At 63.9% G+C, this 23,638-nt stretch carries 22 protein-coding genes and 1 pseudogene; 13 read left to right on the forward strand and 10 right to left on the reverse strand.

Annotated elements, in window-relative coordinates:
• Positions 1-4 precede the first annotated feature (4 nt).
• Together NKJ76_RS26525 and NKJ76_RS26530 are read right to left on the reverse strand one after the other, a co-directional pair.
• The gene (locus NKJ76_RS26525; protein ID WP_023706787.1) at positions 5-1,006 is read right to left on the reverse strand and encodes a LacI family DNA-binding transcriptional regulator; all 1,002 of its coding nucleotides are present in this window, start codon (positions 1,004-1,006) and stop codon (positions 5-7) included.
• Positions 1,007-1,096: 90 nt separating this feature from the next.
• A pseudogene (locus tag NKJ76_RS26530) lies at positions 1,097-1,283 on the reverse strand (ABC transporter permease); the annotation flags it as partial.
• Positions 1,284-1,342: 59 nt separating this feature from the next.
• On the opposite strand from NKJ76_RS26530, the gene NKJ76_RS26535 reads away from it, so the two are divergent.
• Complete coding sequence (locus tag NKJ76_RS26535) at positions 1,343-2,098, forward strand: COG4280 domain-containing protein (RefSeq protein ID WP_352538750.1); 756 nt, start codon at positions 1,343-1,345, stop codon at positions 2,096-2,098.
• Positions 2,095-2,310 carry a hypothetical protein gene (locus tag NKJ76_RS26540; protein WP_023672157.1) on the forward strand — a complete coding sequence of 72 codons (216 nt, stop codon included), beginning with the start codon at positions 2,095-2,097 and terminating at the stop codon, positions 2,308-2,310. Before NKJ76_RS26535 ends, NKJ76_RS26540 begins: the two co-directional genes overlap by 4 nt.
• Here the strand turns inward: NKJ76_RS26540 and NKJ76_RS26545 are convergent.
• The gene (locus tag NKJ76_RS26545) at positions 2,304-2,936 is read right to left on the reverse strand and encodes a methyltransferase family protein (RefSeq protein WP_023685059.1); all 633 of its coding nucleotides are present in this window, start codon (positions 2,934-2,936) and stop codon (positions 2,304-2,306) included. The two genes, NKJ76_RS26540 and NKJ76_RS26545, sit on opposite strands and share 7 nt — an antisense overlap.
• A gap of 229 nt (positions 2,937-3,165) precedes the next feature.
• Here NKJ76_RS26545 and NKJ76_RS26550 point away from each other — a divergent pair, with 229 nt between their 5' ends.
• The 5 genes from NKJ76_RS26550 (at position 3,166) to NKJ76_RS26570 (ending at position 7,147) form a co-directional block, all read left to right on the forward strand.
• Positions 3,166-3,423 carry a hypothetical protein gene (locus NKJ76_RS26550; RefSeq protein ID WP_023685058.1) on the forward strand — a complete coding sequence of 86 codons (258 nt, stop codon included), beginning with the start codon at positions 3,166-3,168 and terminating at the stop codon, positions 3,421-3,423.
• Positions 3,424-3,488: 65 nt separating this feature from the next.
• Entirely contained in the window at positions 3,489-4,289 is an 801-nt protein-coding gene (locus tag NKJ76_RS26555; RefSeq protein WP_031196754.1) for a COG4705 family protein, read from the forward strand.
• Complete coding sequence (locus NKJ76_RS26560; protein WP_245261217.1) at positions 4,290-4,910, forward strand: cytochrome b; 621 nt, start codon at positions 4,290-4,292, stop codon at positions 4,908-4,910.
• Positions 4,911-5,030: 120 nt separating this feature from the next.
• Entirely contained in the window at positions 5,031-5,702 is a 672-nt protein-coding gene (locus NKJ76_RS26565) for a winged helix-turn-helix domain-containing protein (RefSeq protein ID WP_023740151.1), read from the forward strand.
• Between the two features lie 56 nt (positions 5,703-5,758).
• Positions 5,759-7,147, forward strand: a complete 1,389-nt coding sequence (locus tag NKJ76_RS26570; protein ID WP_023747421.1) for a HAMP domain-containing sensor histidine kinase — start codon at positions 5,759-5,761, stop codon at positions 7,145-7,147.
• 181 nt (positions 7,148-7,328) lie between these two features.
• Here the strand turns inward: NKJ76_RS26570 and NKJ76_RS26575 are convergent, their stop codons facing one another.
• On the reverse strand, positions 7,329-8,198 hold the full coding sequence (locus NKJ76_RS26575; protein WP_023672161.1) for a helix-turn-helix domain-containing protein: 870 nt from the start codon (positions 8,196-8,198) through the stop codon (positions 7,329-7,331).
• Between the two features lie 106 nt (positions 8,199-8,304).
• Here NKJ76_RS26575 and NKJ76_RS26580 point away from each other — a divergent pair, with 106 nt between their 5' ends.
• From NKJ76_RS26580 to NKJ76_RS26600, 5 genes are all read left to right on the forward strand, one after another.
• The gene (locus NKJ76_RS26580) at positions 8,305-9,573 is read left to right on the forward strand and encodes an ABC transporter substrate-binding protein (protein WP_023726709.1); all 1,269 of its coding nucleotides are present in this window, start codon (positions 8,305-8,307) and stop codon (positions 9,571-9,573) included.
• 287 nt (positions 9,574-9,860) lie between these two features.
• Positions 9,861-10,721, forward strand: coding sequence for a carbohydrate ABC transporter permease (locus tag NKJ76_RS26585; RefSeq protein WP_023672163.1), 861 nt, complete (start codon positions 9,861-9,863; stop codon positions 10,719-10,721).
• A gap of 13 nt (positions 10,722-10,734) precedes the next feature.
• Positions 10,735-11,571 (forward strand): carbohydrate ABC transporter permease, encoded by an 837-nt coding sequence (locus tag NKJ76_RS26590; protein ID WP_023672164.1) that lies wholly within the window; start codon positions 10,735-10,737, stop codon positions 11,569-11,571.
• Between the two features lie 12 nt (positions 11,572-11,583).
• The gene (locus NKJ76_RS26595; protein WP_352538751.1) at positions 11,584-12,663 is read left to right on the forward strand and encodes an ABC transporter ATP-binding protein; all 1,080 of its coding nucleotides are present in this window, start codon (positions 11,584-11,586) and stop codon (positions 12,661-12,663) included.
• Between the two features lie 29 nt (positions 12,664-12,692).
• On the forward strand, positions 12,693-14,726 hold the full coding sequence (locus tag NKJ76_RS26600) for an aldo/keto reductase (RefSeq protein ID WP_352538752.1): 2,034 nt from the start codon (positions 12,693-12,695) through the stop codon (positions 14,724-14,726).
• A gap of 175 nt (positions 14,727-14,901) precedes the next feature.
• Here NKJ76_RS26600 and NKJ76_RS26605 read toward each other — a convergent pair whose 3' ends face one another.
• A complete protein-coding gene (locus NKJ76_RS26605; RefSeq protein ID WP_023685052.1) occupies positions 14,902-15,330 on the reverse strand; it encodes an Lrp/AsnC family transcriptional regulator in 429 nt (142 codons plus the stop codon).
• Positions 15,331-15,480: 150 nt separating this feature from the next.
• On the opposite strand from NKJ76_RS26605, the gene NKJ76_RS26610 reads away from it, so the two are divergent.
• Entirely contained in the window at positions 15,481-16,584 is a 1,104-nt protein-coding gene (locus NKJ76_RS26610) for a saccharopine dehydrogenase family protein (protein WP_023715718.1), read from the forward strand.
• Between the two features lie 160 nt (positions 16,585-16,744).
• Here the strand turns inward: NKJ76_RS26610 and NKJ76_RS26615 are convergent, their stop codons facing one another.
• The 5 genes from NKJ76_RS26615 to NKJ76_RS26635 all read right to left on the reverse strand — a co-directional run bounded on the left by NKJ76_RS26615 (position 16,745) and on the right by NKJ76_RS26635 (position 23,060).
• Positions 16,745-17,611: a glycosyltransferase gene (locus NKJ76_RS26615; RefSeq protein ID WP_023747425.1), complete on the reverse strand. Its 867-nt coding sequence runs from the start codon at positions 17,609-17,611 to the stop codon at positions 16,745-16,747.
• Positions 17,612-17,817: 206 nt separating this feature from the next.
• Complete coding sequence (lpdA, locus tag NKJ76_RS26620; protein ID WP_352538758.1) at positions 17,818-19,206, reverse strand: dihydrolipoyl dehydrogenase; 1,389 nt, start codon at positions 19,204-19,206, stop codon at positions 17,818-17,820.
• A gap of 202 nt (positions 19,207-19,408) precedes the next feature.
• Positions 19,409-20,809, reverse strand: coding sequence for a dihydrolipoamide acetyltransferase family protein (locus NKJ76_RS26625; RefSeq protein ID WP_352538753.1), 1,401 nt, complete (start codon positions 20,807-20,809; stop codon positions 19,409-19,411).
• 2 nt (positions 20,810-20,811) lie between these two features.
• Positions 20,812-21,825: an alpha-ketoacid dehydrogenase subunit beta gene (locus tag NKJ76_RS26630; protein WP_352538754.1), complete on the reverse strand. Its 1,014-nt coding sequence runs from the start codon at positions 21,823-21,825 to the stop codon at positions 20,812-20,814.
• 2 nt (positions 21,826-21,827) lie between these two features.
• Positions 21,828-23,060, reverse strand: coding sequence for a 3-methyl-2-oxobutanoate dehydrogenase (2-methylpropanoyl-transferring) subunit alpha (locus tag NKJ76_RS26635; RefSeq protein WP_352538755.1), 1,233 nt, complete (start codon positions 23,058-23,060; stop codon positions 21,828-21,830).
• Between the last annotated feature and the right edge of the window lie 578 nt (positions 23,061-23,638).

Here is a 23,638-nt window from a genome sequence, read left to right on the forward strand (position 1 = left end):
GACTTCAGCCGCTCAACGGCGCGCAGCTCTCCCGTTCGACGAGCACCGGCGTGAGCACTTCGCGGCGCGAATGCGCCGCCGGCTCGGCAACTCGCTCGATCAGCAGGCTCACCGCCCGCGTGCCGATCTTCTCGACCGGCTGTGCGATCGTCGTCAGTGGCGGCCAGGTGGTGACGGCATAGGGTATGTCGTCGAAGCCGATCATCGACATGTCGCCTGGGACCCGCAATCCGCGCCCGCGCAGCACTGTCAGCGCGCCCATGGCCATCAGATCGTTGCAGGCAAACAGCGCCGTGATCCCCGGCGCCTGCGCCATCAGCCGCTCCATCGCTGTGCGGCCGCCGGCAAAGTGATAGTCGGAATCCACCACCGAGGCCGGCGGCAGGTCGAGGCCGGCTTCCTGCAGCGCCCTGGCGAAGCCGCGCAGGCGGGCGGGGCTGGAGCTGGAATCGCGCGGGCCGCCGATGACGCCGATCTTCTCGTGGCCGAGCCCGGCCAGATAGCGGCCGGCGAGATAGCCGCCATGATCGTGATCGACCAGCACGGAATCGACATTGACCGAATGGATCTCGCGGTCGATCAGCACCGCCGGCACGCCGGGCAGAAGGCTGGAGAACACCCGCGCATGATCCGACGAGCCGGCGAAGATCAGCCCGTCGATCTGCTTGGCCATCAGCACCTGGAGGTAGCGCTCCTCCTTCTCGGCGCTGCCGTCGGAGTTGCACAGGATCACAGTATAGCCGGCAAGGAAGCCGGCATCCTCGATCTGGCGCGCCACGCCGGCGAAGAACGGGTTGGAATTGTCCGGCAGCAGCAGGCCGATGGTCTTGGTCTCGCCGCGCCTCAGGCTGCGCGCCAGCGTGTTCGGGCTGTAGCGCAAGGCGGCGATGGCCGAATGCACGCGCTCGGCCGTCTCAGGCTCGACATGGCGCGTGCGGTTCATCACATGCGAGACGGTTGCGACCGACACTCCGGCATGGCGCGCGACATCGGCAATCGTCGTCATTTCTTGTCCCCTAGTGCATGTCGCCCGGAGTGTCCGGCGGATCTGGGAAAATGACATCCATAAAACAAAAACCAAAAAGCGCGACGCGCTTTATCGGATCACCCTCAACAGCTTTTCCCGATAGGCATCCAGAATGACGGCGAGCACAATGACAAGGCCTAGCACGATCGGCTTGAAATTGTCGCCGACGCCGAGCAGCTCGTAGCGAACGCCGGCGACCGGGCCACCGATGTTGACGCAACAGATAGACCATGGCGACGATGCCGGCGCGTTCTCCCTTCCGCCGGAGCGCTGTATCCTTCTCAGGCTAGTGATTCCCGCAGACAGGAAACCTTCATGAACGGCCTGACGCCCATACTTTCCACCGTGACCGCCTCGTTCCTTACCTCCTTCGTCGAAGTGGCCGAGGCCTTCACCATCGTGCTGGCGGTCGGCGTCACCCGCAGCTGGCGGCCAGCGCTGACAGGCGCGGCGCTGGCGCTGGCGGTGCTGGCGGCTCTGGTGCTGGCCTTCGGACCGCTGCTGGCGCTGATTCCCATTGCGGTGCTGCAGTTCGTCGTCGGCGTGCTCCTGGTCCTGTTTGGCATGCGCTGGTTGAGAAAGGCCATTTTGCGCAGTGTCGGCGTCATCGCCCTGCATGACGAGGACGCCGCCTTTTCAAAGGAAACCGCCGCTTTGCAGCAGCAGGCCAATGACCGCCGCGCCGATTATCTGGCCGGGCTCGCGGCCTTCAAGGCGGTGCTGCTCGAAGGTGTCGAGGTGGTGTTCATCGTCATTGCCGTCGGCGCCGCGCATGCACAGACCTTCTATGCCAGCCTTGGCGCGTTGGCGGCCTTCATCCTGGTAACGATCATCGGCCTTGCGGTGCACAGGCCGCTGACGCGGGTGCCGGAAAACGCGCTCAAATTCGCCGTCGGCCTGATGTTGACAAGCTTCGGCATTTTCTGGACCGGCGAAGGCCTGGGCACCGACTGGCCGGGCGCCGATCTGGCGCTGCTGGCCATCTTCGCAATCATCGCCGTCGCGTGCTTCGCCATGGTGCGCTGGTTGCGCGCCAGCTACCCCAAGGCTGCACAAGGAGTTGCTCGATGAACGTCGTCCGCCTCATTCTAAAGGAGCTCGTCGGCATGTTCATCGACGACGGCAGCCTTGCGACGTTGGCGCTGCTGTTGATCGTGGCGATTGCCGCGGCAGTGAAGCTGCTGGCGTTGCCGCCGCTTGCCGGCGGCGTCCTGCTTCTGCCCGGCTGCCTCGTCATCCTGCTCTACAGCGTGCGCCGCGCGGCACGGCGCTCCGGTCAGTAGAGGGTGAAAAACACCGGCAGCATGCCGCTGATCCGCAACTGCTCAATCGTCTCGATGGCCGGGAACAGCGCCAGGAAATAGAGCCCGTCCGTGAATGTCCGCCGCAACGCCTTTGTCGAGAACCGGCGTTCGGCTTGATCGTGAAACAGCAGCGGGTTCGGCCAGAAAGGCGGCGTGCGTTCGGCATAGACGCTGTAGGCGGGGCCGAACTTTCCAAACAGGAACTCGGCTTCCTTGCGCGCCGTCACCCGGAACACCAGGTAGCTCACCAGAGCCAGCGCCGCCGCCACCAGCACCGAGCCGTACATCAACCCGACGCCCGCCGCGCCGACCGTGGAAAAGAAGTAGAGCGGGTTCCGGCTCATCGAGAACGGGCCGATGGTGACCAGCTCGTCGTTCTTCCTGCCGCCGACATAGAGAATGCTCCACAGACGGCCAAGGAAGCAGACCAGCACGAAGCCGATGCCCAGCGCCTCAATGTATTCGTGCCCGTCCGAGCCTTCGACGAGAAAGGGCTTGGTGAACAGCAACAGCATGACGGCGAGGGCTGCCGCCACTTGTATGACGAGCAGGCGCTTGTGCTGGTCGAACGCCTTCGCTGCCGGCTTGGGGGGAGCGTAGCTCATCATAGTTCCTGCTCTCCGGCAGGGCTCATAGCGCCGGTGTCTCGCCACCCACTAGCGCTTCCGTGCGGCGATGGCGAGGCAACCGGCAGGAATTTCAGCCATTCTTACGAATTTGTAAGCGGGCGGACAGATTGCGGCGAGGTCGCCTGCCCATAGTCCTTATGCCGGCCGACCTGCCGGACATCGTTTCAACACCGCCTGGATATCGGCGCAAGACAGGAACACCAGCATGAAAAAGCTAACCCTCGCTTTCTCGCTCTGCGCCATTGCCATCGCCAACCCGGTCTTTTCAGCCGCTTCCGCTGCGACGCCTTGCGAAGACGCTCTGAAGGACCTGCGCGCGGCGGAAGCCTTGGCGGCGCTGAGCGCCGCGGACAAGACAAAAGTATCCGATCTCGAGGCCAAAGGCGTCGAGCGCTGCAATGCCGACGACGACAAGCGCGCCGACGACTTCTTCGCTCAGGCCATGAAGATCATGGGGAAGTAAGACCAAGCCTCGCCGCACGTACCGGGGAATAGGCCCGTCCCCGCCGAAACGACAAGGATCCCATCATGCTCTTGTCTGCAAGCACTGCACCCGCCGCACTGGCATCACCCAACAGGGTCCCTGATGTCACCGTCGAATTCTGGCTGATCAAGCTTTTGGCGGTCACCATGGGCGAGACGGCGGCCGACTATCTGGCCGTCAATCTTGGCTTCGGACTGACCGTCACCTCGCTGATCATGACCGGCATCCTTGTCGTCGCGCTGGCGCTGCAATTCGCGCAGAAGCGTTATGTGCCATGGGCCTATTGGCTGGCGGTGGTGCTGATCAGCGTCGTCGGCACCTTGATTACCGACAATCTGGTCGACAATTTCGGTGTCCGTCTGCAAACCACCACGATTGCCTTCACGGTCTTGCTCGCCGCGACATTCGCGGTCTGGTACGCCAGCGAAAGAACGCTCTCCATCCATACGATCGTCACCACCAGGCGCGAGATCTTCTACTGGCTGGCGATCCTGTTCACCTTTTCGCTCGGCACCGCGGCCGGCGACCTAGTCGCCGAGACGTTCGACATTGGCTATCTCACGACTGGCTTCTTGTTCGGCGCGGTCATCGTCTTCATCGCCCTCGGCTATTTCGCCTTCGGCCTCGACGCCATCCTCGCCTTCTGGCTGGCCTACATCCTGACGCGGCCGCTTGGCGCCTCGTTCGGCGACCTGCTGTCGCAGCCGGTCGAATATGGCGGCCTCGGCTTCGGCACCACCTTCACCAGCATGATCTTCCTGGGCTGCATCGTCGCCCTCGTTCTCTATATGAGTCTGAAGAAGGGCACCGGCGAGGCCGACAAAATCCTGCTTGAATCGGAGTAGATGCAAGCACCTGCACGCCCGCTTGACGCGACGAGAACGCGCCAAAACGTCAATGGATCCCTCCCGTGGGTCGCCCTGGGCAGCTATCGCGCTCACCTCATGGACGGAAGAATGAACTCCAGGAAATCCGGTTATAGCGGCCTCCAAATTAGCCTGCATTGGATGATAGCGGCGCTTGTCCTGTTCCAGCTCCTGTTCGGCGAAAACATGACAATCTATGTCGATGCGGCAGCGGACAGACGCCAACTGTCGTCCTACGGGCAGACCATGGGGTCCGCCCATTACTGGGTAGGCCTGGCGATCCTGTTGCTGGTGTTCGTGCGACTGGCCGTCCGCCTCTTCATCGGTGCGCCCAAGCCGCAATCCACAATGCCGAAATGGATGGCTTTCGCCTCACGCACAACGCATGCGCTGTTCTATGGCCTTCTCGTTGCCGCTCCTGTTTCCGGGCTTCTGGCCTTTTATGTTTGGAGCTGGATGGGCGATGTCCATACTTGGGCAAAGCCGGTATTCATCGTTCTGATCTGCATTCATGCCGGTGCGGCACTCTTCCATCATTTTATTCTGAAAGACGCCGTGCTGCGCAGGATGCTTGTCCCTGCGCGCGATCCGGTCGGATGACACTTATGGACATGTGCAACGACCACGAGCGACCAGGCGCCGGCGGATATTCTAGGAACGGACCGCCGCCGGTGCTAGCATGCCGCTCTGGCAAAGCCTCGGCAACAGACCGGAACAGAGATGCGACTTCTCCTTGTTGAGGATGACCCCAGGACCGCAGACTATGTCGTCAAGGGCCTGAGCGAAGCCGGGCATGTCTGCGATCTGCTGCGCGACGGGCATGACGCGCTGTTTGCCGCGACACGCGACGCCTATGACGTGATCGTCGTCGACCGCATGCTGCCCGGCCTCGACGGCCTGTCGATGATCAAGGCGGTGCGGGCGGCGGGCGTGCGCACGCCGGCGATCTTTCTGACCTCGGTCGGCGGCGTCGACGACAGGGTTGAAGGGCTCGAGGCCGGCGGCGACGACTATCTCGTCAAGCCATTCGCCTTTTCCGAACTGCTCGCTCGCATCAACGCGCTCGGCCGTCGCCCTGCGGTGCAGGAGCTGAAGACGACGCTGCGCATCGCAGACCTCGAAATGGACCTGATCCAGCGCCGCGTCACCAGGCAGGGCCAGGCGATCGACCTGCAGCCGCGCGAATTCAGCCTGCTCGAAGTGCTGATGCGCGGCGAGGGCCGCGTCATCACCCGCACCATGCTTCTGGAACGGGTCTGGGATTTTCACTTCGACCCCAAGACCAGCGTCGTCGAAACCCATATCAGCCGGCTGCGCGCCAAGATCGACAGGCCGTTCGAAACCACGTTGATCCACACCGTGCGCAACACTGGCTACAGTGTTCACGACTGAGGCGCGGCATGACAGAAACTTGCCATGACTGAAGCTTGCCATGACTGAAACGCACTATGACTGAGACAGGCTCTCGCCTGCTGCGCAGCACGCCGTTTCGGCTGGCCCTGACCTTCGCCTTGCTGTTCGTGCTCGCCTTCATCCTGTCAGGCGCCATCGTCTACCAGCTGATGAGCGCGGATCTTGCCGAGCAGCTCGACCAGTCGGTCAAGGAGACCTATTCGGTCGTGGCGGTGACCTATGCCGGAAACGACCGGGAGGATCTGGTTTCGGCAGTCGACAGCCACGCCGCGCTCAGCCCGAGCAAGGAACAGCTGTTCTCGCTCACCGATCCCGCCGGCAATCGCCTGGCCGGGAATTTCACCGCCGCCGACCTTCCCGATGGCTTTTCGGATTTTGCAGCGTCCCTGCCCGATGTGACGCCCGGCACCATGTACCGCGCCTGGTCCGGTTCGGTCGGGCCGAACAGCCTGACCGTCGCCTTCTCGCTGTCTGAGATAAGGGAGTTGGAAAACATCGTGCTGATGAGCTTCGGTTGGGCCACCCTGATCATTTCCGGCCTTGGGGTGGCCGGCGGCGCCCTGCTGGCGTCGCGCGTGCAGCGCCGCCTCGACGGCATAGCCGCCACCATGGACGATGTCTCCAACGGCCGGCTCGACGCCCGCATTCCACTGCTCGGCAATGGCGACGACATTGACGGCGTCTCGCGCCAGGTCAACGCCGCGCTGGAGCGGCTGGCGGCGCTGGTGGACGGCATGCGCCAGGTCAGCGCCGACATCGCGCATGATCTGAAGACGCCGCTCAACCGGCTGCAGATGATTTTGGAAGCTGCGGCCGACAGGACCGCGCGGGGTGAGGCCGTTGCCGATGAGCTGGCGGAGGCACGTGGGGAAAGCCTGCAGATCAACGAGACTTTCGATGCGCTGTTGCGTATTGCCCAGATCGAGGCCGGCGCCCGCAAGGCGCGCTTTGTCGATCTCGACCTCAACGGCGTCATCGATGCCATCGCCGAAATCTATGCCGGTGTCGCCGAGGATGACGGCAAGTCGCTGTCGGCCACGATCGTCCACGGCACCCCATGCCTGGTCCACGGCGACCGCGACCTGCTGACGCAATTGTTTGCCAATCTCGTGGAAAACGCGCTGCGGCATTGCCCTGATGGCACGGCGATCCAGATATCGGTGACGCGGCAGGACGACCGCATCGTGGCTGAGGTCGCCGACAACGGCCTCGGCATCCCGGCGCAGGAGCGCGAAAAAGTGTTCCAGCGGCTCTACCGGCTCGACTCCAGCCGCACCACGCCCGGCAGCGGCCTTGGCCTCAGCCTGGTGCGGGCCATCGCCGACCTGCATGGTGCAACGATTGCGCTGGAGGATCGCCGGCCTGGGCTGGCGGTAATTGTCGGGTTTCCTCGGGCGGAGGGCACCGGTCCCGGCTTGAAATGACAACGCCAGAGCCAGGTCGACCCCACTCCGTCGAGCGGAGTGGGGGAAGGCGCTCATGAAACGCGAAGTCGCTGACAACTTTCTCCAAGTTGATGATCGCATCCGACAAAGGCGGTCGCGATTAGCCTTGCACATGTTTCCACCCGGAACGGCTGCGGGTTGATCAAGATGACCGTTGAACCTATCGGCCCACCGCACCCCGGCGAAAATCCGAGGGCGACATCCCTGCCAGCTTGCGGAAGGATTTGTTGAAGGCGCTGAGCGAGCCAAAGCCTGAATCCATGGCGACGCGCAGCACATTGGCGTCTTCATGCATCAGCAGCGCCTGCGCATAGCTCAGCCGCAGCAGGTTCATATATTCGTTGAGCGTCATGCCGGTCGACTTCTTGAAAATGCTCATGGCGTATTTGGGATGGATGTCGGCGGCAGCGGCAATGTCGACGCAGTCTATGTCGTAGAGGAAATTCTCGGCGATGAAGTCGCACATGCGACCGACATTGCGCAGCGATTGCTGGTCGAACGGGCCGCCGGGTTCCTGGCCGATGGCGGTTTCCGGCACCAGCCGGTAGGGCTCGAAGCGCACCCGCTCCAACCGCAGCAGCAGCTCGTTCACGGCGTGCTCGGTTATCGCCGCATCGCCCGAGCGGAAATAGCGGTTCCAGCGCTCGAAATTGTGATGGTCGGCCTGGTCGGTCGCCGATGTCACCAGCGTGGCGCCGGTCATCAGCCGGTGGCGGACATCCGTCGGCAGATGCAGGCGGAAGAAATGCACCAGCGGCAGATGCGCGCCGGCATAGATGGCGTCGTCGGAGAGATCGTCCATCTGGTGCGGCAGCCCGCCCCAGAACAGGCACATGTCGCCGGCCGACAGCGAGATCTCGTGCTCGTTCATGCGGTAATGCACGCTGCCGCGGACGATGAAATTGACCTCGACCTGGGCATGCCAGTGCGGCTTCAGCATCACCAGCGGATGGTTGTGAAACATCTGCAAAGCCATCGGCAGGCCTTCGACGCTGCTGGCGCCAGGCTGGTAAAACGGCCGTTCCGGCATCTTACTTTCCGCCCATCTTTTATTCCCGTTGTCAGGGACAAGCCTTCCGCGCCGCCTAGTCTAGCCATGCTCGCGAAGAGAGAGCAAATGAAATGGGAGGATTTCAATGCGCACGACACTGATCTGTGCCGCGCTGGCGCTTGGCCTGGGCTCAGCCCCAGCTTTGGCGCAGTCCGGCGAAATCACGATCTGGAGCTGGAATATCGCCGCTTCGTCGCTGAAGGCCACGGTGGCCGGCTTCAACAAGCAGTATCCCGACGTCAAGGTCACCGTTCAGGATCTCGGCAACCAGCCGACCTATGACAAGTCGATCGCCGGCTGTGCGGCCGGCGGCGTCGGCCTGCCCGATATCGTCTCGATCGAAAACGGCGAGGCCGAGAACTACTGGAGCCAGTTCCCCGATTGCTTCGTCGATTTGCACACGCTGGGCTACACCGCCGACGACCAGAAGAAATTCCCGGATTTCAAGCGCACCGAACTGGAGGTCGGCGACAAGGCCTATGCCATGCCGTGGGATTCCGGCCCGGTAGCCGCCTTCTACCGCCGCGACTTCTACGAGAAGGCTGGCGTCGATCCGGCCTCGATCAAGACCTGGGACGATTTCATCGCCGCCGGCAAGAAGGTCCAGGCCGCCAATCCCGGCGTCACCATGACCAATGCCGATTTCAACGGCGACACCGAATTCTTCCGCATGATTTCCAACGAACAGGGCTGCGGCTATTTCGCCGCCGATGGGCAGTCGATCACCGTCAACCAGCCGAAATGCGTCGACACGCTGGCCAAGATCAAGGACATGAAGGACGCCGGCATCATCTCGTCGGCCGACTGGGGCACCAAGATCACCAACAACACCGCCGGCACCGTCGCCACCCAGGTCTATGGCGGCTGGTATGAGGGCACCATCCGCACCGAATCCGCCGGCGAAAACGGCAAATGGGGTGTCTATCTGATGCCGAGCCTGACCGCCGACGGCCCCCGCGCGGCCAATCTCGGCGGCTCGTCGCTCGCCATCACCTCAGCCTCGAAGAACAAGGAGGCCGCCTACGCCTATCTGAAATACACGCTCGAGACCAATGAAGGCCAGATTACCATGCTCAGGGATTTCGGCCTGGTGCCGTCACTGATCTCGGCCCTCGACGACCCCTACGTCTCGCAGGGCCTGCCCTATTGGGGCGGCCAGGCAGTGTGGAAGGACATTCTCGCCACGCTGCCCAAGGTGGTGCCGAGCCGCGGCACGCCGTTCCAGAGCGACGCCGAAATCATCATGCGCGCCGTGCAGACCAAATATCTCGGCGGCGGCTATCCCGATGCCAAGGCCGCCCTCGACGACGCCGCCAGCCAGATCGCTTCGGCGACGGGACTGCCGATCAAGTGACCAAGGCGGTGATGCTGGCGGGCCAGATATAGGGCAATTTGCCGGACTGTTGGCGCTGCCCCTCACCTGCCTGCCGGCATCCTCTCCCCGTATAGTGGCGGGGAAAGGGACGCTCTCGCCCAACAGTTCGCCAATCGCCGGCGGCGTCCCAACAAGCCCCTTCTCCCCGTCACTATACGGGGAGAAGGTCCCGGCAGGGGGATGAGGGGCGGCGCCAAGCCTTAATAATTGACGCCGGCTAACAACACGCCGGATATCAACCGGGAAAGAGGAAGGAGGAGGAAACCATGCGCTACCAGAACGCCACGGCCTATCGCTTCCTTACGCCCTACCTTCTGATCTTCGCCATCTTCTGGGTGTGGCCGATCATCTCCTCGTTCATGATTTCCTTCCAGGCGACGCGCACGGTGCCCTGGCGCTTTGCGCCGACGTTCAACTGGGGCCGCCTGATCGGCGACCCCGCTTTCTTCAACGCGCTGAAGAACACGCTGCTCATCCTCGTCATCCAGGTGCCGGTGATGATCTCGCTGGCGATCATCATGGCGGTGCTGCTGAACTCGCCGCTGCTGAAAGCACGTGGCCTCTACCGCTTTGCCTTCTTCGCTCCGGTGGTGGTCGGCGAGGTCGCCTATTCCGCCGTGTTCCGGCTGATGTTCAACCTGGATTTCGGCATCATCAACAAGCTCCTCGCCGGCGTCGGCCTGGCCAAGATCGACTGGTTCTCCAACGTCACACCGGCCATGGCGCTGATCATGATCGCGGTAACCTGGCGCTGGGCCGGCTACAACGCCATCATCTTGCTCGCCGGCCTGCAGTCGATCCCCGAGGACGTCTATGAAGCAGCGACGCTCGACCGCGTCAGCAAGCTCAAGCAGTTCTTCTACATAACGCTGCCGCTGCTCAAACCGGTCATCGTGTTTTGCGCCGTGCTGTCCATCATCGGCACGATGCAGTTGTTCACCGAGCCGTTCCTGATCACGGAGCGCGGCGGCCCCGGCGGCGGCACCGAGACGCTCGGCCTCTTGCTTTACCGCCAGGGTTTTCGCTCGCTCAATTTCGGCTACGCCTCGGCCGTGGCCTACACCATGGCGGGCTTGGCCATCGCCATCACGCTGGTGCAGCTGTGGCTGACAAGAGAGCCGAAATGAGAGGGGAGGCGAAATGAGTTCGCTCTCGCAACGACGGCTCGGCCGCAGCGTCCTGCTGCATCTGGTCCTGACGCCGCTGGCGGTGATCTGGCTGTTTCCGCTGTGGATGATGGTGGTGTTTTCGACCATGCCCGACAACGGCATTTTCAGCCCCGGCATCGAGCTTCTGCCGCACGGCAATTTCGTCGACAATTTCAACAACCTGCAGCGCGACACCAATTTCGTCGGCGCCATCGGCATTTCGGTGGCGGTGGCGGTGACCTACACCTTCTTCTCGGTGCTGCTGACCTCGATGGCCGGCTGGGCGCTCGCCCGCTATCAGTTCTTCGGCAAGGGCGCGGTGGTGGCGATCATCCTCGGCACCATCACGCTGCCCTATGCGGTGGTGCTGATCCCGCAATTCATCATGGTGGCGCGCGACTTCCAGCTCGCCAACACCTGGATTGCGTTGATCGTGCCACCCTTGTTCAATTCGCTGGGCGTGCTGTTCATGCGCCAGGCTTTCTCGATGATGCCGGCCGACCTCTTCGACGCCGCGCGAGTCGAAGGCGTCAAGGAATGGCGTATCTTCCTGTTCGTCGCTTTGCCGCTGGCGCGGCCAATGCTGGCGGCGCTCGCCATCATTCTGTTCCTCGCCTCGTGGAACAATTATCTCTGGCCGCTTTTGATCAACAGCCAGCCCGGCGCCATGACGGCCCCTGTGGCGCTCGGCACGCTGATCGGCCTGACCAAGGTCTCATGGGGCGGCATCATGGCCGGCGCCGTCATGCTGACCGTACCGATGCTGGTCGTCTTCGTGCTGCTGCAGCGCCATTTCATCGCCGGCATCGCCGCCGGCGCCGTCAAGTAGGACTAGAGCGATATGGCGGCAGTCACCCTCACCAATGTCGTAAAACGCTTCGGCGTCTATGAGATCATCCATGGCGCCAACATCGATATCGCCGATGGCGAGTTCGTCGTCTTTGTCGGCCCGTCGGGTTGTGGAAAATCGACGCTGCTCAGGATGATCGCCGGGCTGGAGGATATCAGCGGCGGCGAGATCGCCATTGGCGGCAAGGTGATGAACGATGTCGAGCCGGCCGAGCGCGGCATCGCCATGGTGTTCCAGTCCTACGCACTCTACCCGCACATGAGCGTGGAGCAGAATCTGAGCTTTGGCCTCAGGATGACCGGCAACCCCAAGGAGGACACCGAGCGGCGGGTGAAGCGGGCCTCCGAAATCCTGCGCATCACAGAGTTGATGACGCGGCGGCCCAGGCAATTGTCCGGCGGCCAGCGCCAGCGCGTCGCCATTGGCCGCGCCATCGTGCGCGAACCGCAAGTCTTCCTGTTCGACGAGCCGTTGAGCAATCTCGACGCCGAGCTGCGCGTCCAGATGCGGGTCGAGATCTCGCGCCTGCACAAGGAGCTCGGCACGACGATGATCTATGTCACCCACGACCAGACCGAAGCGATGACGCTGGCCGACCGGATCGTCGTGCTGCGCGGCGGCCATGTCGAGCAGATCGGCCGGCCGCTCGATCTCTACGACAATCCCGACAACCAGTTCGTCGCCGGCTTTGTAGGCTCGCCGAAGATGAATTTCATCAAGGGCCGCGTCGTCGGGCGCAACACGAGCAGCGTCACCGTCGAGCTGGTGGGCGAGGAAAAGACCCGCATTATGCAACCGTTGACCGGCGCCGTGCCGCAAACAGGAGCCAAGGTCATTGTCGGCGTGCGGCCCGAACATTTCGGCAATGGCGGCGAAGGCGACGCCGACCTCACAGTCGGCATCGACGTGGTCGAGCATCTCGGCGGCACCAGCTTCATCTATGCCAGGACCGCCCATGGCGAAGACCTGGTGATCCAGCGCGACGCGGCAAAGGTCCCCGACACCCAGGAGATCACCGTGTCCATCCGCAAATCCTATCTGTTCGATGAAAATGGCCAGCGGCTGCGCTGAGCGCTTCCAGCCTTGCAAGGAGAATGACCATGACTGCAACCGCGCCCATCCGCTGGGGGATACTCGGGCCCGGCGACATCGCCAAAGCGTTCGCCCGCGGCGTGGCAGGCTCGCGCACCGGCACGATCGTGGCGCTCGGCGCCCGCAATCCCGGCAAGGCAGGCTTGGCCGAGACGTTTCCCGGCGCCCGCATCCTCGACGGTTACGACGCGCTGCTCGCCGACCCCGAGGTCGATGCCGTCTATATCGCCATCCCGCATCCCGGCCATGCCGAATGGGCAATCAAGGCGGCGGAAGCCGGCAAGCATGTGCTGTGCGAAAAGCCGCTGGCGCTGACCGCCTTCGAGGCCGACGCCATGATCCATGCGGCGCGCAAGGCCGGCACCTTCCTCGGCGAAGCGTTCATGTACCGGCTGCACCCGCAGACGGCGAAGCTGGTGGAGCTCATCAAGTCGGGCGTCATCGGCGATGTCAGGCTGATGAAGTCGAGCTTCGGCTTCGCCATGCCGGGCTTCATGCCCGAGCACCGGCTCTACGCCAACGATCTCGCCGGCGGCGGCATCCTCGATGTCGGCGGCTATCCCGTCTCGATGGTGCGGCTGATTGCCGGGGCTGCGACTGGAAAACCCTTCGCCGAGCCGGACAAGGTTGTCGGCACCGCCCATCTCGGCAAGTCCGGCGTCGACGAATGGGCCTCGGCGCTGCTGCATTTTCCCGGTGGCATCGTCGCCGAGGTATCCTGCAGCATCTCGCTCAAACAGGACAATGTGCTGCGCATCCTCGGCACCAAGGGCCGCATCGAAGTGCCGGATTTCTGGTTCGCCGGCGGCGGCAACCGCGATGGCGGCCCTGGCCGGATCGATGTAATCCTCGCCGACGACACGCGCGATACCATCAGCGTCAACGAAACCCGCCATCTCTATTCCTTCGAGGTCGACGCCGCCGGCGAGGCGATCCTGGCCGGCAAACAGGAGTTCGCCTGGCCGGGCATGAGCTGGGCCGACAGCCTCGGCACGCTGCGCGTCCTCGACAGATGGCGCGCCGCCGTCGGGCTCGAATATGAGATCGAAAAGCCGGCTAAGCGAACCAACACCATTTCGGGCCGGCCGCTGCGCACCGGCGGCACGGCCATTGGCAAGCGCAAGATTCCGGGCCTGTCGAAGCCGGCCTCCGTGGTGGCGCTCGGCTTCGAGGATTTCCGCACCTTCTCGTCGGGCGCAATCCTGCTCGACGCCTTCTTCGAGGCCGGCGGCAATCTGTTCGACACCGGCTATGTCTACGGCGCCGGCTACACCGAAACGCTGCTTGGCCAGTGGCTCAGGAATCGCGGCGTGCGCGAGCAGTCGGTGATCATCGCCAAGGGCGCGCACTCGCCGCTCTGCTATCCCGATGTCATCGGCAAGCAGCTCGCCCAGTCGTTGGACCGGCTGCAGACCGACCATGTCGACCTCTATTTCATGCACCGCGACAACCCGGATGTGCCGGTCGGCGAATTCGTCGATGCGATGGACGCCGAGGTCAAGGCCGGCCGCATCCGTGGCCCGTTCGGCGGCTCGAACTGGACGATGGCGCGCATGGACGAGGCGATTGCCTATGCCGAGCGCACCGGCAAGCAGAAGCCCGGCGTGCTCTCCAACAATTTCTCGCTGGCCGAGATGCTGGAGCCGATCTGGGCCGGCTGCATCACCTCGTCGACCGACGACTGGAAATCCTGGCTGACGAAAAGGCAGATGCCGAACTTCGCCTGGTCGAGCCAGGGCCGCGGCTTCTTCACCGACCGCGCCGGCCGCGACAAGCAGGACAATGAGGAACTGGTGCGGGTCTGGTATTCGGAGAAGAACTTCGGCCGCCGCGACCGCGCCATCGAGCTGGCGCAGCGCCTGGGCAAAAGTCCGATCCACGTCGCGCTCGCCTATGTGCTGGCGCAGCCCTTTCCGTCGGTGCCGTTGATCGGCCCGCGCACGCTGGACGAGTTGGAGGACAGTTTGAAGGCGCTGGATATCAAGCTGTCGGCGGAGGATGTGGCGTGGCTGGATAGCGGGCCGGAAAGGCGGCGGGCTTAGCAGCTAATCTCCCCCCTTGGGGAGATGTCGCCGAAGGCGACAGAGGGGGTCGCCTCGCGTGGAGCGCTAACCTCCTTCTGCAGCGGCAGGTAGGCCGAGCCCAGTCGACCCGACTCCCTCTGGCCTGCCGGCCATCTCCCCCGCACGGGGGAGATTAGCGGCTCATGCGTTCCACCTACCGATCGATCCGTGTCGACAAAATAATCGACGACGACGTCCGCTCGACCCCGTCCATCGCCCCGATCTCGTCCAGCAACGCATCCAGATCCCTGATCGACGGCGCGTCGACGATGACGATCATGTCGAAATTGCCGCTCACCGAGTGCAGCGTCCGTACCGGCGGCAGCGCCTGCAGCGCCCGCACCACCTTGTCGGCGAGTTTCGGCGTGACGGTGAGCAGCACATGCGCCCGCACCAGCCCCTGCTCGTAGTCCGGCGCCATCCGCACGCCATAGCCGGTGATGATGCCGCGCTGTTCCAGCCGCTCGATCCGGCTCTGCACCGTCGTGCGCGAAACGCCGAGCTGGCGCGCCAGCTCAGTGGTCGATGCGCGGGCATTGGCGCGCAGCAAGGAAAGCAGCTTTTGTTCGGCGTCAGTGAGCATTTTGACGAACTTTATCGGCGTATTGATCAATTGTGGGGTTCGTTTCGAACAGTTTCACGCTTCCTTTCGACAGGCAAGCTGCGATTCTTGAAGGCATCGCGTCCACCGCGCGGCGGTCTGGGCCAAAGAGTTTTCACGAGGGGCAAGGTCATGAAGAAAATCATCGTCGTCGGCGCCGGCAAGATCGGCTCCACCATTGCAGGCATGCTCGCCGACAGCGGCGACTACCACGTCACCGTTATCGACCGCGCGGCGGCGCAGCTTGCCGCGGCCGAACTTCCCGCCGGCGTCGAGGGGCTGGAGCTCGATATCGCAGCGCCGGGCGCACTCGAGGCCGCCCTTGCCGGCGCCTTCGCCGTGCTGAGCGCCGCCCCCTTCCATTTGACCACGCGCATCGCCGAAGCGGCCGCCGCCACCGGCGTGCACTATCTCGATTTGACCGAGGATGTCGTCTCGACCCGCCGCGTCAAGGAGCTGGCCAAGTCGGGCAACAGCGCCTTCATTCCGCAATGCGGCCTGGCGCCGGGCTTCATCTCGATCGTCGCCAATGATCTCGCCAGCCGCTTCGACACGCTGGAAAGCGTTCGCATGCGCGTCGGCGCGCTGCCGCAATACCCGTCCAATGCGCTGAACTACAATCTGACCTGGAGCACCGACGGCGTCATCAACGAATATTGCGAACCCTGCGAGGCGATCGTCGAGGGCGAGCTGATCGAGGTGCCGCCGCTGGAGGAGCGCGAAGAGTTCTCGCTCGACGGCGTCACCTATGAGGCCTTCAACACCTCCGGCGGTCTCGGCACGCTGGCCGAGACGCTGAAGGGCAAGGTGCGCACGCTGAACTACCGCACCATCCGCTATCCCGGCCACGCGGCGATCATGAAGGCGCTGCTCAACGATCTCGGCCTGCGCCACCGCCGCGACGTGCTGAAGGATATCTTCGAGAGCGCCCTGCCGGCAACGCTGCAGGATGTGGTCATCGTCTTCGTCACCGTCTCGGGCCGCCGCAATGGCCGCCTGCTGCAGGAAACCTACGCCAACAAGATCTATTCGCAGCGCATCGGCAACCAGGTGCGCAGCGCAATCCAGATCACCACCGCCTCCGGCATCTGCGCCGTGCTCGACATGCTGGCCGACGGCACCTTGCCGGCGACCGGCTTCGTCAAGCAGGAAAACATCGCGCTGGATGCGTTTCTCGCCAATCGTTTTGGGCGCGCTTATGCGCAGCACGAGATGGTAAGCCGGCTGGCAAGCTGAGCTACTTCACCCTCCCCCTTGTGGGGAGGGTCGGCGCGCAATCGGAGCGAAGCGGAGATGGCGAGACGGGGTGGGGGTGAGCGCCGACGGTTGGCGAGGACCCCCACCCCGCTCCGCTCCGCGATCGACCCTCCCCACAAGGGGGAGGGTGAAGCGCCCGCTACTTCCGCAGAGCCATCGGTCGTCCGAGCAGAAACCGGATGAAGTTGCCCGCGGTTCGCGGCGCCATGCGGGGCTGCGTTGCCTGTCGTGGCGCGCTTTGCCTTCGCGCTGGCACCTCGGGTTCGACACCCGGTCGGCCCACCGTAAAGGAGGGCCCCGAGACCGGCTTCCCCCTCAACACGTTGGCGGCGTTGTTGTCATGGATGACGATGCACCATTGCGCGCCCTTCGATGCCGCCACGACGGTGTTGAAGCGCGTCGCCATTTTTGCGTGGTGCTCGCTGTAGACGCCGCTCATCTCCGGCGATCTCCTTTCGACCAGCGTGCCGAACGCCGACGTGACATAGTCGTGGTGCGTGTAGCGTCCGCTTGCCGTGTCGAAATTCTGGCCGTCCGGAAAGGCAATGTAGAGCGGCTGCAGGTCCACCACACGCTTTTCGATCTCCCGGCGCGCGTAGTGCTCGACGCGCTCCATGAAGGTCGGCGCCAGCGCGTCGTCGCTGTCGAGCCGCGTGAGCGAAACATAGTCGGCATCGGTATCGGCCTGGACGAAGGCATTGAAGCGATCATTGTAATCCTCGCCCGCCTCGACAAGGATCGGCCTGACGTCGACACCGGCCACGCAGCTGCACACGGTGCGAATATAGTTCTCGTGCGTATCGGCATCGAACGCCAGAAGGACGGTAAAATCCTTCAGCGACTGGCCTTCGAGCGACGACGCGCAATAGGTGTCGAACAACGCCAGGCGCTCGACCAGCCAGACCGGGTCGAGATTGGCGCGGCCCTTTCCGTCCCACTGGCTTGGCTTGAAGCCAGCGGCGATGTTGTAGCGTATGGCGATGTATTTCTTCAGGCCGGTGTCCATGGACCGACACTTAGTACATTCCGCTGATCTGCGACAACCAACGGCTGGGCGGCCACCCTCCCCCTTGTGGGGAGGGTCGGCTCGCGGTCGGAGCGAAGCGGAGATGGCGAGACGGGGTGGGGGTGAGCGCTGACGGTCGGCGAGGACCCCCACCCCGCTCCGCTACGCGGATCGACCCTCCCCACAAGGGGGAGGGTAAGCGCACTTCAAATATGCAGCGCGTGGCCCAGCGCCTTCAGCGCCGCTTCCTGGAAGCCTTCGCCTTGCGTCGGATGCGCATGGATGGTCCCGGCGATATCCTCCAGCCGCGCGCCCATTTCCAGCGCCAGGCCGAACGCCGCCGCCAGTTCCGACACGCCTTGCCCGACCGCCTGGATGCCCAGCACCAGATGGTTGTCCGCGCGGGCGACAACACGAACAAACCCGTCCTCGCCGAGTTTCGTCATCGCCCGGCCGTTGGCGGCGAAGGGGAACTGGCCGATCTTGATTTCGCCTGAAGCCTTCGCCTCCTCCGGCGTTAGCCCTGCCGTCACCAGCTCCGGATCGGTGAAGCAGACGGCCGGGATCGAGCGCTTGTCCCAGCTGCGCTTGTGGCCGGCGACGATCTCGGCCACCATTTCGCCTTGCGCCATCGCCCGGTGCGCCAGCATCGGCTCGCCGGTGACGTCGCCAATGGCATAGATGCCGCGCATCGAGGTGCGGCACTGGTCGTCGATCTTGATGAACTTGCCGGCCATGTCGAGATCGATCTGATCGAGGCCCCAGCCCTCCGTCACCGGCTTGCGGCCGGCCGTGACCAGGATCTTGTCGGCGGCAATTCTGGCGCTCTTGCCGTCCGCGGTCTCGACCAGCAGCGCGCCGCCCTTGACCCCCTTGGCGTTCGCACCGAGCATGACCTCGATGCCGAGCTGGGTGAGCCGTTTCACCACCGGCCGGGTCAGTTCCGCATCATACTGGGCCAGCACGCGCGGCAAGGCCTCGACCACGGTCACCGCGGCGCCCATTTTGGCGAACGCCATGCCGAGTTCCAGCCCGATATAGCCGCCGCCGACCACGGCGAGCTTTTTCGGCACCTCGCCGAGAGCCAGCGCTTCTGTGGATGAAATCACCGGGCCGCCGAACGGCAGGAACGGCAGTTCCACCGTCGCCGAGCCGGTGGCGATCACAACCGTTTCGGCGCGGATGATCTGGGTGCCGGTCTCGGTCTCGACCGCGACGGTCTTGCCGTCGCGGAACGTCGCCCAGCCATAGACGGTCTTGACCTTGGCCTTCTTCAGTAGCCCGGCAACGCCCCCGGTCAGCCGGCTAACAATGCCGTCCTTCCACGCAACCGTCTTGCCGAGATCGAGCACCGGAGCCGCCACAGAAATGCCGAGCGGACTGCTGCCGCCGGCCATATGCCCGACCTTCTCGAACTCTTCCGCCGCATGGATCATCGCCTTGGACGGGATGCAGCCGACATTGAGACAGGTGCCGCCCGGTTTGCCGGCTTCAACGATCACAGTATCGATGCCGAGCTGGCCGGCACGGATAGCGCAGACGTAGCCGCCGGGCCCAGCGCCGATGACCAGCAGCTTGCAGGAGATTTCTTTCATCATCTTGGCACGCTCTTTCTGGTGGCGAAGGCCCCCTCATCCGGCCGCTTCGCGTCCACCTTCTCCCCGCTGGGGAGAAGAGGCAGATGTCGACGCCCGCTCCCTCCTCTCCCCTCGGGGAGAGGTCGGATTGCCCCGAATTGCCTTTGCAATTCGGCTGGCAATCCGGGTGAGGGGGTCTTTGCGACCGTTGTCACCACCCTCAATCCACAAATATCAGCGCTGGCGTCTCAATCAGCGCCTTGATCCGCTGCACAAACACCGCCGCATCCCAGCCGTCGACCACCCGGTGATCGAAGCTCGATGACAGGTTCATCATCTTGCGCGGGATGAACTGGGTGCCGTCCCAGACCGGCCGCACCATCATCTTGTTGACGCCGACGATCGCCACCTCAGGATGGTTGATGACCGGCGTCGTCGCCACGCCGCCCATGGCGCCGAGCGAGGTGATGGTGATGGTCGATCCCGACAGCTCGTCGCGGCTCGCCGTGCCCGACTTCGCCGCTTCGGCCAGGCGGTTGAGCTCGGCCGCGCAATCCCAGAGGTCGCGCGCCTCGGCGTGCTTGACCACCGGCACCACTAGGCCCGACGGTGTCTGCGCGGCAATGCCGATATGGACGCCGCCATGTTGGTGGATGATGCCCGCCTCGTCGTCGAACAGCGCGTTGATGTTGGGCTGGTCGGCAATCGCCTTGACCATCGCCCGCATCAGGAACGGCAGCAGCGTCAGCTTCGGCCTCTCCACACCCTTGCGCTTTTCCTTGTTGAGCGCCGCGCGCAACTCCTCGAGTGCTGTGACGTCGATCTCCTCGACATAGGTGATGTGCGGGATGCGTGACTTCGCTAGCGACATTTTTTCGGCGATCTTGCGCCGTAGTCCGATGACCTTGATATCCTCGACGCTGTCATTGCGCGCCAGACCCGACGCCTTCGCCACCTGCGGCCCACGCGCGAGAAAGGCCTCGATATCTTCGTGGCTGATGCGGCCGGCAGGGCCGGTTCCCGACACCTGGCGCAGATCGATCCCCGCCTCCTTCGCCCTGAGCCGGATGGCGGGCGACGCCAAGGGCTTTTCGCCCTCCGGGCGCGGCGCGCCGGAGGGTGCCGCACCTTTAGATGTCGGCGCAGCACCCCCACCCTTAGCCCCTCCCCACAAGGGGGTGGGGGATTCAGTCTCAGCTGCCCGTGCGCTTTTGGCTGCTGGTGCAGGTGGTGGCGACTTGGCGTCGGATTTCGTGGCCGAAACGCCTCCCTCTTGTGGGGGTCCGGAGGACTGGCGAGACCCGTGGCTCGCCCCGGCAGGGGTGGGGGTGCTCTTGGCGCTGGCCTCGCCCGGCAGCGCATCCTTCACATTGCCTTCACCCGCCACCTTCAGCCGCACGATCGGCGAGCCGATCGCCACCGTGTCGCCGATCTCGGCGCCCAGCCACAGAATCTCGCCATCGACCGGCGAAGGTATTTCCACCGCCGCCTTGTCGGTCATCACGGCGGCAAGCACCGAGTCCTCGCGCACGAGGTCGCCGACCTTGACGTGCCACTCCACAAGTTCGGCCTCGGCGACGCCTTCACCGACATCCGGCAGCTTGATGATGTGTTCGCCCATCCCTAGGCTCCCATGGTTTCGAGAAGCGCGCGGCCGACACGGGCCGGCCCCGGGAAATAATCCCATTCCTGCGCATGCGGGTAGGGCGTGTCCCAACCGGTGACGCGCGCCACCGGCGCTTCCAGATGGTAGAAACAATTTTCCTGCACCAGCGCCGACAGCTCGGCGCCGAAGCCGGAGGTCAGTGTCGCCTCGTGCACGACGACGCAGCGTCCGGTCTTCTTCACCGAAGCGACTATCGCGTCGAGATCGAGCGGCAGCAGGGTCCGCAAATCGATGATCTCGGCATCGATGCCGGTTTCTTCCACCGCCGCCTGCGCGACATAGACCATGGTGCCGTAGGCGAGCACGGTGACGGCCGAGCCCGCCCGGCGGATCGCCGCCTTGCCGAGCGGCACCGTGTAATGGCCGTCGGCGACCTCGCCCAGTTCATGCTTCGACCATGGCGTCACCGGTCGGTCGTGATGGCCATCGAACGGTCCGTTATAGAGCCGCTTCGGCTCCAGAAAAATCACCGGATCGGGATCCTCGATCGCCGCGATCAGCAGCCCCTTGGCATCATGAGGATTGGACGGCACCACCGTCTTCAGCCCCGACACATGGGTGAACAGCGCTTCCGGGCTCTGGCTGTGCGTCTGGCCGCCAAAAATGCCGCCGCCGGTCGGCATGCGGACCACGATCGGACAGGTGAAATCGCCGTTCGAGCGGTAGCGCAGGCGTGCTGCTTCCTGCGTCAGCTGGTCGTAAGCCGGGTACATGTAGTCGGCAAACTGAATTTCCACGCATGGCTTCAGCCCATAGGCGGCCATGCCGATGGCGGAGCCGACAATGCCGGATTCGTTGATCGGCGCATCGAAGCAGCGGGTCTTGCTGTACTTCGCTTGCAGGCCTGCCGTGCAGCGGAAGACACCCCCGAAGAAACCGACGTCCTCGCCATAGACGATGACGCGTTCGTCGCGCGCCATCGACACGTCCATGGCGTCGCGGATCGCCTCGATCATGGTTCGTCTCGGCATGGTCAGACTCCCGCCTGCTGGCGCTGGCGCCTGAGATGCGGCGGCATCTCGGCAAACACGCCCTCGAACATCTCGCGCGTCGACGGCTTGCCGCCGGCATGCAGCGTGCCGTGGCCTTCAGCTTCCTTCTGCGCCGCGATCACCGTCTCGAGGATTTCCGCTTCGGCCTGGGCGTGACGCTCGTCCGACCAGACGCCGCGTTGGATCAGATGGTTCTTCAGCCGCATCACCGGATCGCCGAGCGGCCAGGCGTCGGATTCCGTCTTCGGCCGATAGGCCGACGGATCGTCCGAGCTCGAATGCGCGCCGGCACGGTAGGTGACATATTCGATCAGCGTCGGCCCGAGATTCTGCCGCGCCCGCTCCGCCGCCCATTTGGCCACGGCATGCACGGCGAGATAATCATTGCCGTCGACGCGCAGCGCCGGAACGCCGAAGCCGAGGCCGCGCGCGGCAAAGGTGCCGGAGCCGCCACGCGCAATGCCTTGAAACGTCGAGATCGCCCACTGGTTGTTGACGACGTTGAGGATGACCGGCGCCTTGTACGTCGAGGCGAACACCAGTGCGGAATGGAAATCGGATTCGGCCGTCGAGCCGTCGCCGATCCACGCCGCCGCGATTTTCGAATCGTTGCTGATAGCGGAAGCCATCGCCCAGCCGACCGCCTGGATGTATTGCGTCGCCAGATTGCCGGAGATCGAGAAGAAGCCGTGCTCCTTCGACGAATACATGATCGGCAATTGCCGCCCTTTGAGCGGATCGGCCTCGTTGGAATAGATCTGGTTCATCATCGTGACCATCGGATAGCCGTCGGCTATGAGCAGGCCGGCTTGCCGATAGGTCGGGAAATTCATGTCGCCCGGCATCAGCGCCTTGCGGAAAGCGCAGCTCACCGCCTCTTCGCCCAGATGCTGCATGTAGAACGAAGTCTTGCCCTGGCGCTGCGCCATCTGCATGCGCGCATCGAAGCTGCGCAGCGTCATCATGTGGCGCAACCCCTCGAGCAGCTCCTCGTCGGTGAGCAGCCCGGCCCACGGCCCGACCGCCTCACCGGTGCGGTTGAGCACACGGATGATCGAAAACGCCATGTCGCGGATGGTGCGCGGATCGACATTGATGTCCGGTCGCGGTACCGAGCCGGCCTTGGGGATAGGCACGTTGGAGAAGTCGGGCGTTCCGCCCGGCCGCACTTCCGGCTCCGGCACATGAAACCGCAACATCCCAGCATCGGTCATGACCATGGTCCTCCCATTTGCCTGGCGTCGATATTTGCACATCCGCGCGCCCGGCACAGCGCCAATTCATGGGGCGCCGAAACCGATCCAGCGTCCCGGCCGGCAGGCGACCGCAAGATGCAGATATGTCGGCGAAATTTCTTGTCGATGTTGGGGAGCGGCGCGCAATTAGGCGCAAAGTTTTGCAGGATTTCCGGCAGATAGTCACTTCACAGCCTCCGGGAGAGATGAAGGAACCAAGGTCGGCGAACTTGCGCTTTCCTCTCCCCCGTCGATCGGGGGAGAGCTGTCGAGCGAAGCTCGACGGATTGGGGGTCGACGGAGTGGATGTCGACCCTTGGGGCGCAAGGCGAGGCGATGTTTGCACCGAATGCCCTTCCGATGTCCGTTCGCGGCGACTGCCAGGTGGTTCCCCCACTCCGTCTCGGCTTCGCCGAGCCACCTCTCCCCCCTCCGGAGGGAGAGGAAGGGCAATTGTCCGAACCGGATAGATAGGTAACAGAATGGACCGATAGCATGGGTGACAGTTTTCTTGTCCGCCGGAGGACCGGCGATGGTTTGGCGAGAGACTGGCATCA

Source organism: Mesorhizobium sp. M0029, from assembly GCF_040323735.1.
Classification (GTDB): domain Bacteria; phylum Pseudomonadota; class Alphaproteobacteria; order Rhizobiales; family Rhizobiaceae; genus Mesorhizobium.

What these genes read in the sequence shown, in the direction of transcription:
- NKJ76_RS26525 (WP_023706787.1), bottom strand. Translation starts at nt 1,006, where the DNA reads ATGACGACGATTGCCGATGTCGCGCGCCATGCCGGAGTGTCGGTCGCA.
- NKJ76_RS26535 (WP_352538750.1), top strand. Translation starts at nt 1,343, where the DNA reads ATGAACGGCCTGACGCCCATACTTTCCACCGTGACCGCCTCGTTCCTT.
- NKJ76_RS26540 (WP_023672157.1), top strand. Translation starts at nt 2,095, where the DNA reads ATGAACGTCGTCCGCCTCATTCTAAAGGAGCTCGTCGGCATGTTCATC.
- NKJ76_RS26545 (WP_023685059.1), bottom strand. Translation starts at nt 2,936, where the DNA reads ATGAGCTACGCTCCCCCCAAGCCGGCAGCGAAGGCGTTCGACCAGCAC.
- NKJ76_RS26550 (WP_023685058.1), top strand. Translation starts at nt 3,166, where the DNA reads ATGAAAAAGCTAACCCTCGCTTTCTCGCTCTGCGCCATTGCCATCGCC.
- NKJ76_RS26555 (WP_031196754.1), top strand. Translation starts at nt 3,489, where the DNA reads ATGCTCTTGTCTGCAAGCACTGCACCCGCCGCACTGGCATCACCCAAC.
- NKJ76_RS26560 (WP_245261217.1), top strand. Translation starts at nt 4,290, where the DNA reads ATGCAAGCACCTGCACGCCCGCTTGACGCGACGAGAACGCGCCAAAAC.
- NKJ76_RS26565 (WP_023740151.1), top strand. Translation starts at nt 5,031, where the DNA reads ATGCGACTTCTCCTTGTTGAGGATGACCCCAGGACCGCAGACTATGTC.
- NKJ76_RS26570 (WP_023747421.1), top strand. Translation starts at nt 5,759, where the DNA reads ATGACTGAGACAGGCTCTCGCCTGCTGCGCAGCACGCCGTTTCGGCTG.
- NKJ76_RS26575 (WP_023672161.1), bottom strand. Translation starts at nt 8,198, where the DNA reads ATGCCGGAACGGCCGTTTTACCAGCCTGGCGCCAGCAGCGTCGAAGGC.
- NKJ76_RS26580 (WP_023726709.1), top strand. Translation starts at nt 8,305, where the DNA reads ATGCGCACGACACTGATCTGTGCCGCGCTGGCGCTTGGCCTGGGCTCA.
- NKJ76_RS26585 (WP_023672163.1), top strand. Translation starts at nt 9,861, where the DNA reads ATGCGCTACCAGAACGCCACGGCCTATCGCTTCCTTACGCCCTACCTT.
- NKJ76_RS26590 (WP_023672164.1), top strand. Translation starts at nt 10,735, where the DNA reads ATGAGTTCGCTCTCGCAACGACGGCTCGGCCGCAGCGTCCTGCTGCAT.
- NKJ76_RS26595 (WP_352538751.1), top strand. Translation starts at nt 11,584, where the DNA reads ATGGCGGCAGTCACCCTCACCAATGTCGTAAAACGCTTCGGCGTCTAT.
- NKJ76_RS26600 (WP_352538752.1), top strand. Translation starts at nt 12,693, where the DNA reads ATGACTGCAACCGCGCCCATCCGCTGGGGGATACTCGGGCCCGGCGAC.
- NKJ76_RS26605 (WP_023685052.1), bottom strand. Translation starts at nt 15,330, where the DNA reads ATGCTCACTGACGCCGAACAAAAGCTGCTTTCCTTGCTGCGCGCCAAT.
- NKJ76_RS26610 (WP_023715718.1), top strand. Translation starts at nt 15,481, where the DNA reads ATGAAGAAAATCATCGTCGTCGGCGCCGGCAAGATCGGCTCCACCATT.
- NKJ76_RS26615 (WP_023747425.1), bottom strand. Translation starts at nt 17,611, where the DNA reads ATGGACACCGGCCTGAAGAAATACATCGCCATACGCTACAACATCGCC.
- lpdA (WP_352538758.1), bottom strand. Translation starts at nt 19,206, where the DNA reads ATGAAAGAAATCTCCTGCAAGCTGCTGGTCATCGGCGCTGGGCCCGGC.
- NKJ76_RS26625 (WP_352538753.1), bottom strand. Translation starts at nt 20,809, where the DNA reads ATGGGCGAACACATCATCAAGCTGCCGGATGTCGGTGAAGGCGTCGCC.
- NKJ76_RS26630 (WP_352538754.1), bottom strand. Translation starts at nt 21,825, where the DNA reads ATGCCGAGACGAACCATGATCGAGGCGATCCGCGACGCCATGGACGTG.
- NKJ76_RS26635 (WP_352538755.1), bottom strand. Translation starts at nt 23,060, where the DNA reads ATGACCGATGCTGGGATGTTGCGGTTTCATGTGCCGGAGCCGGAAGTG.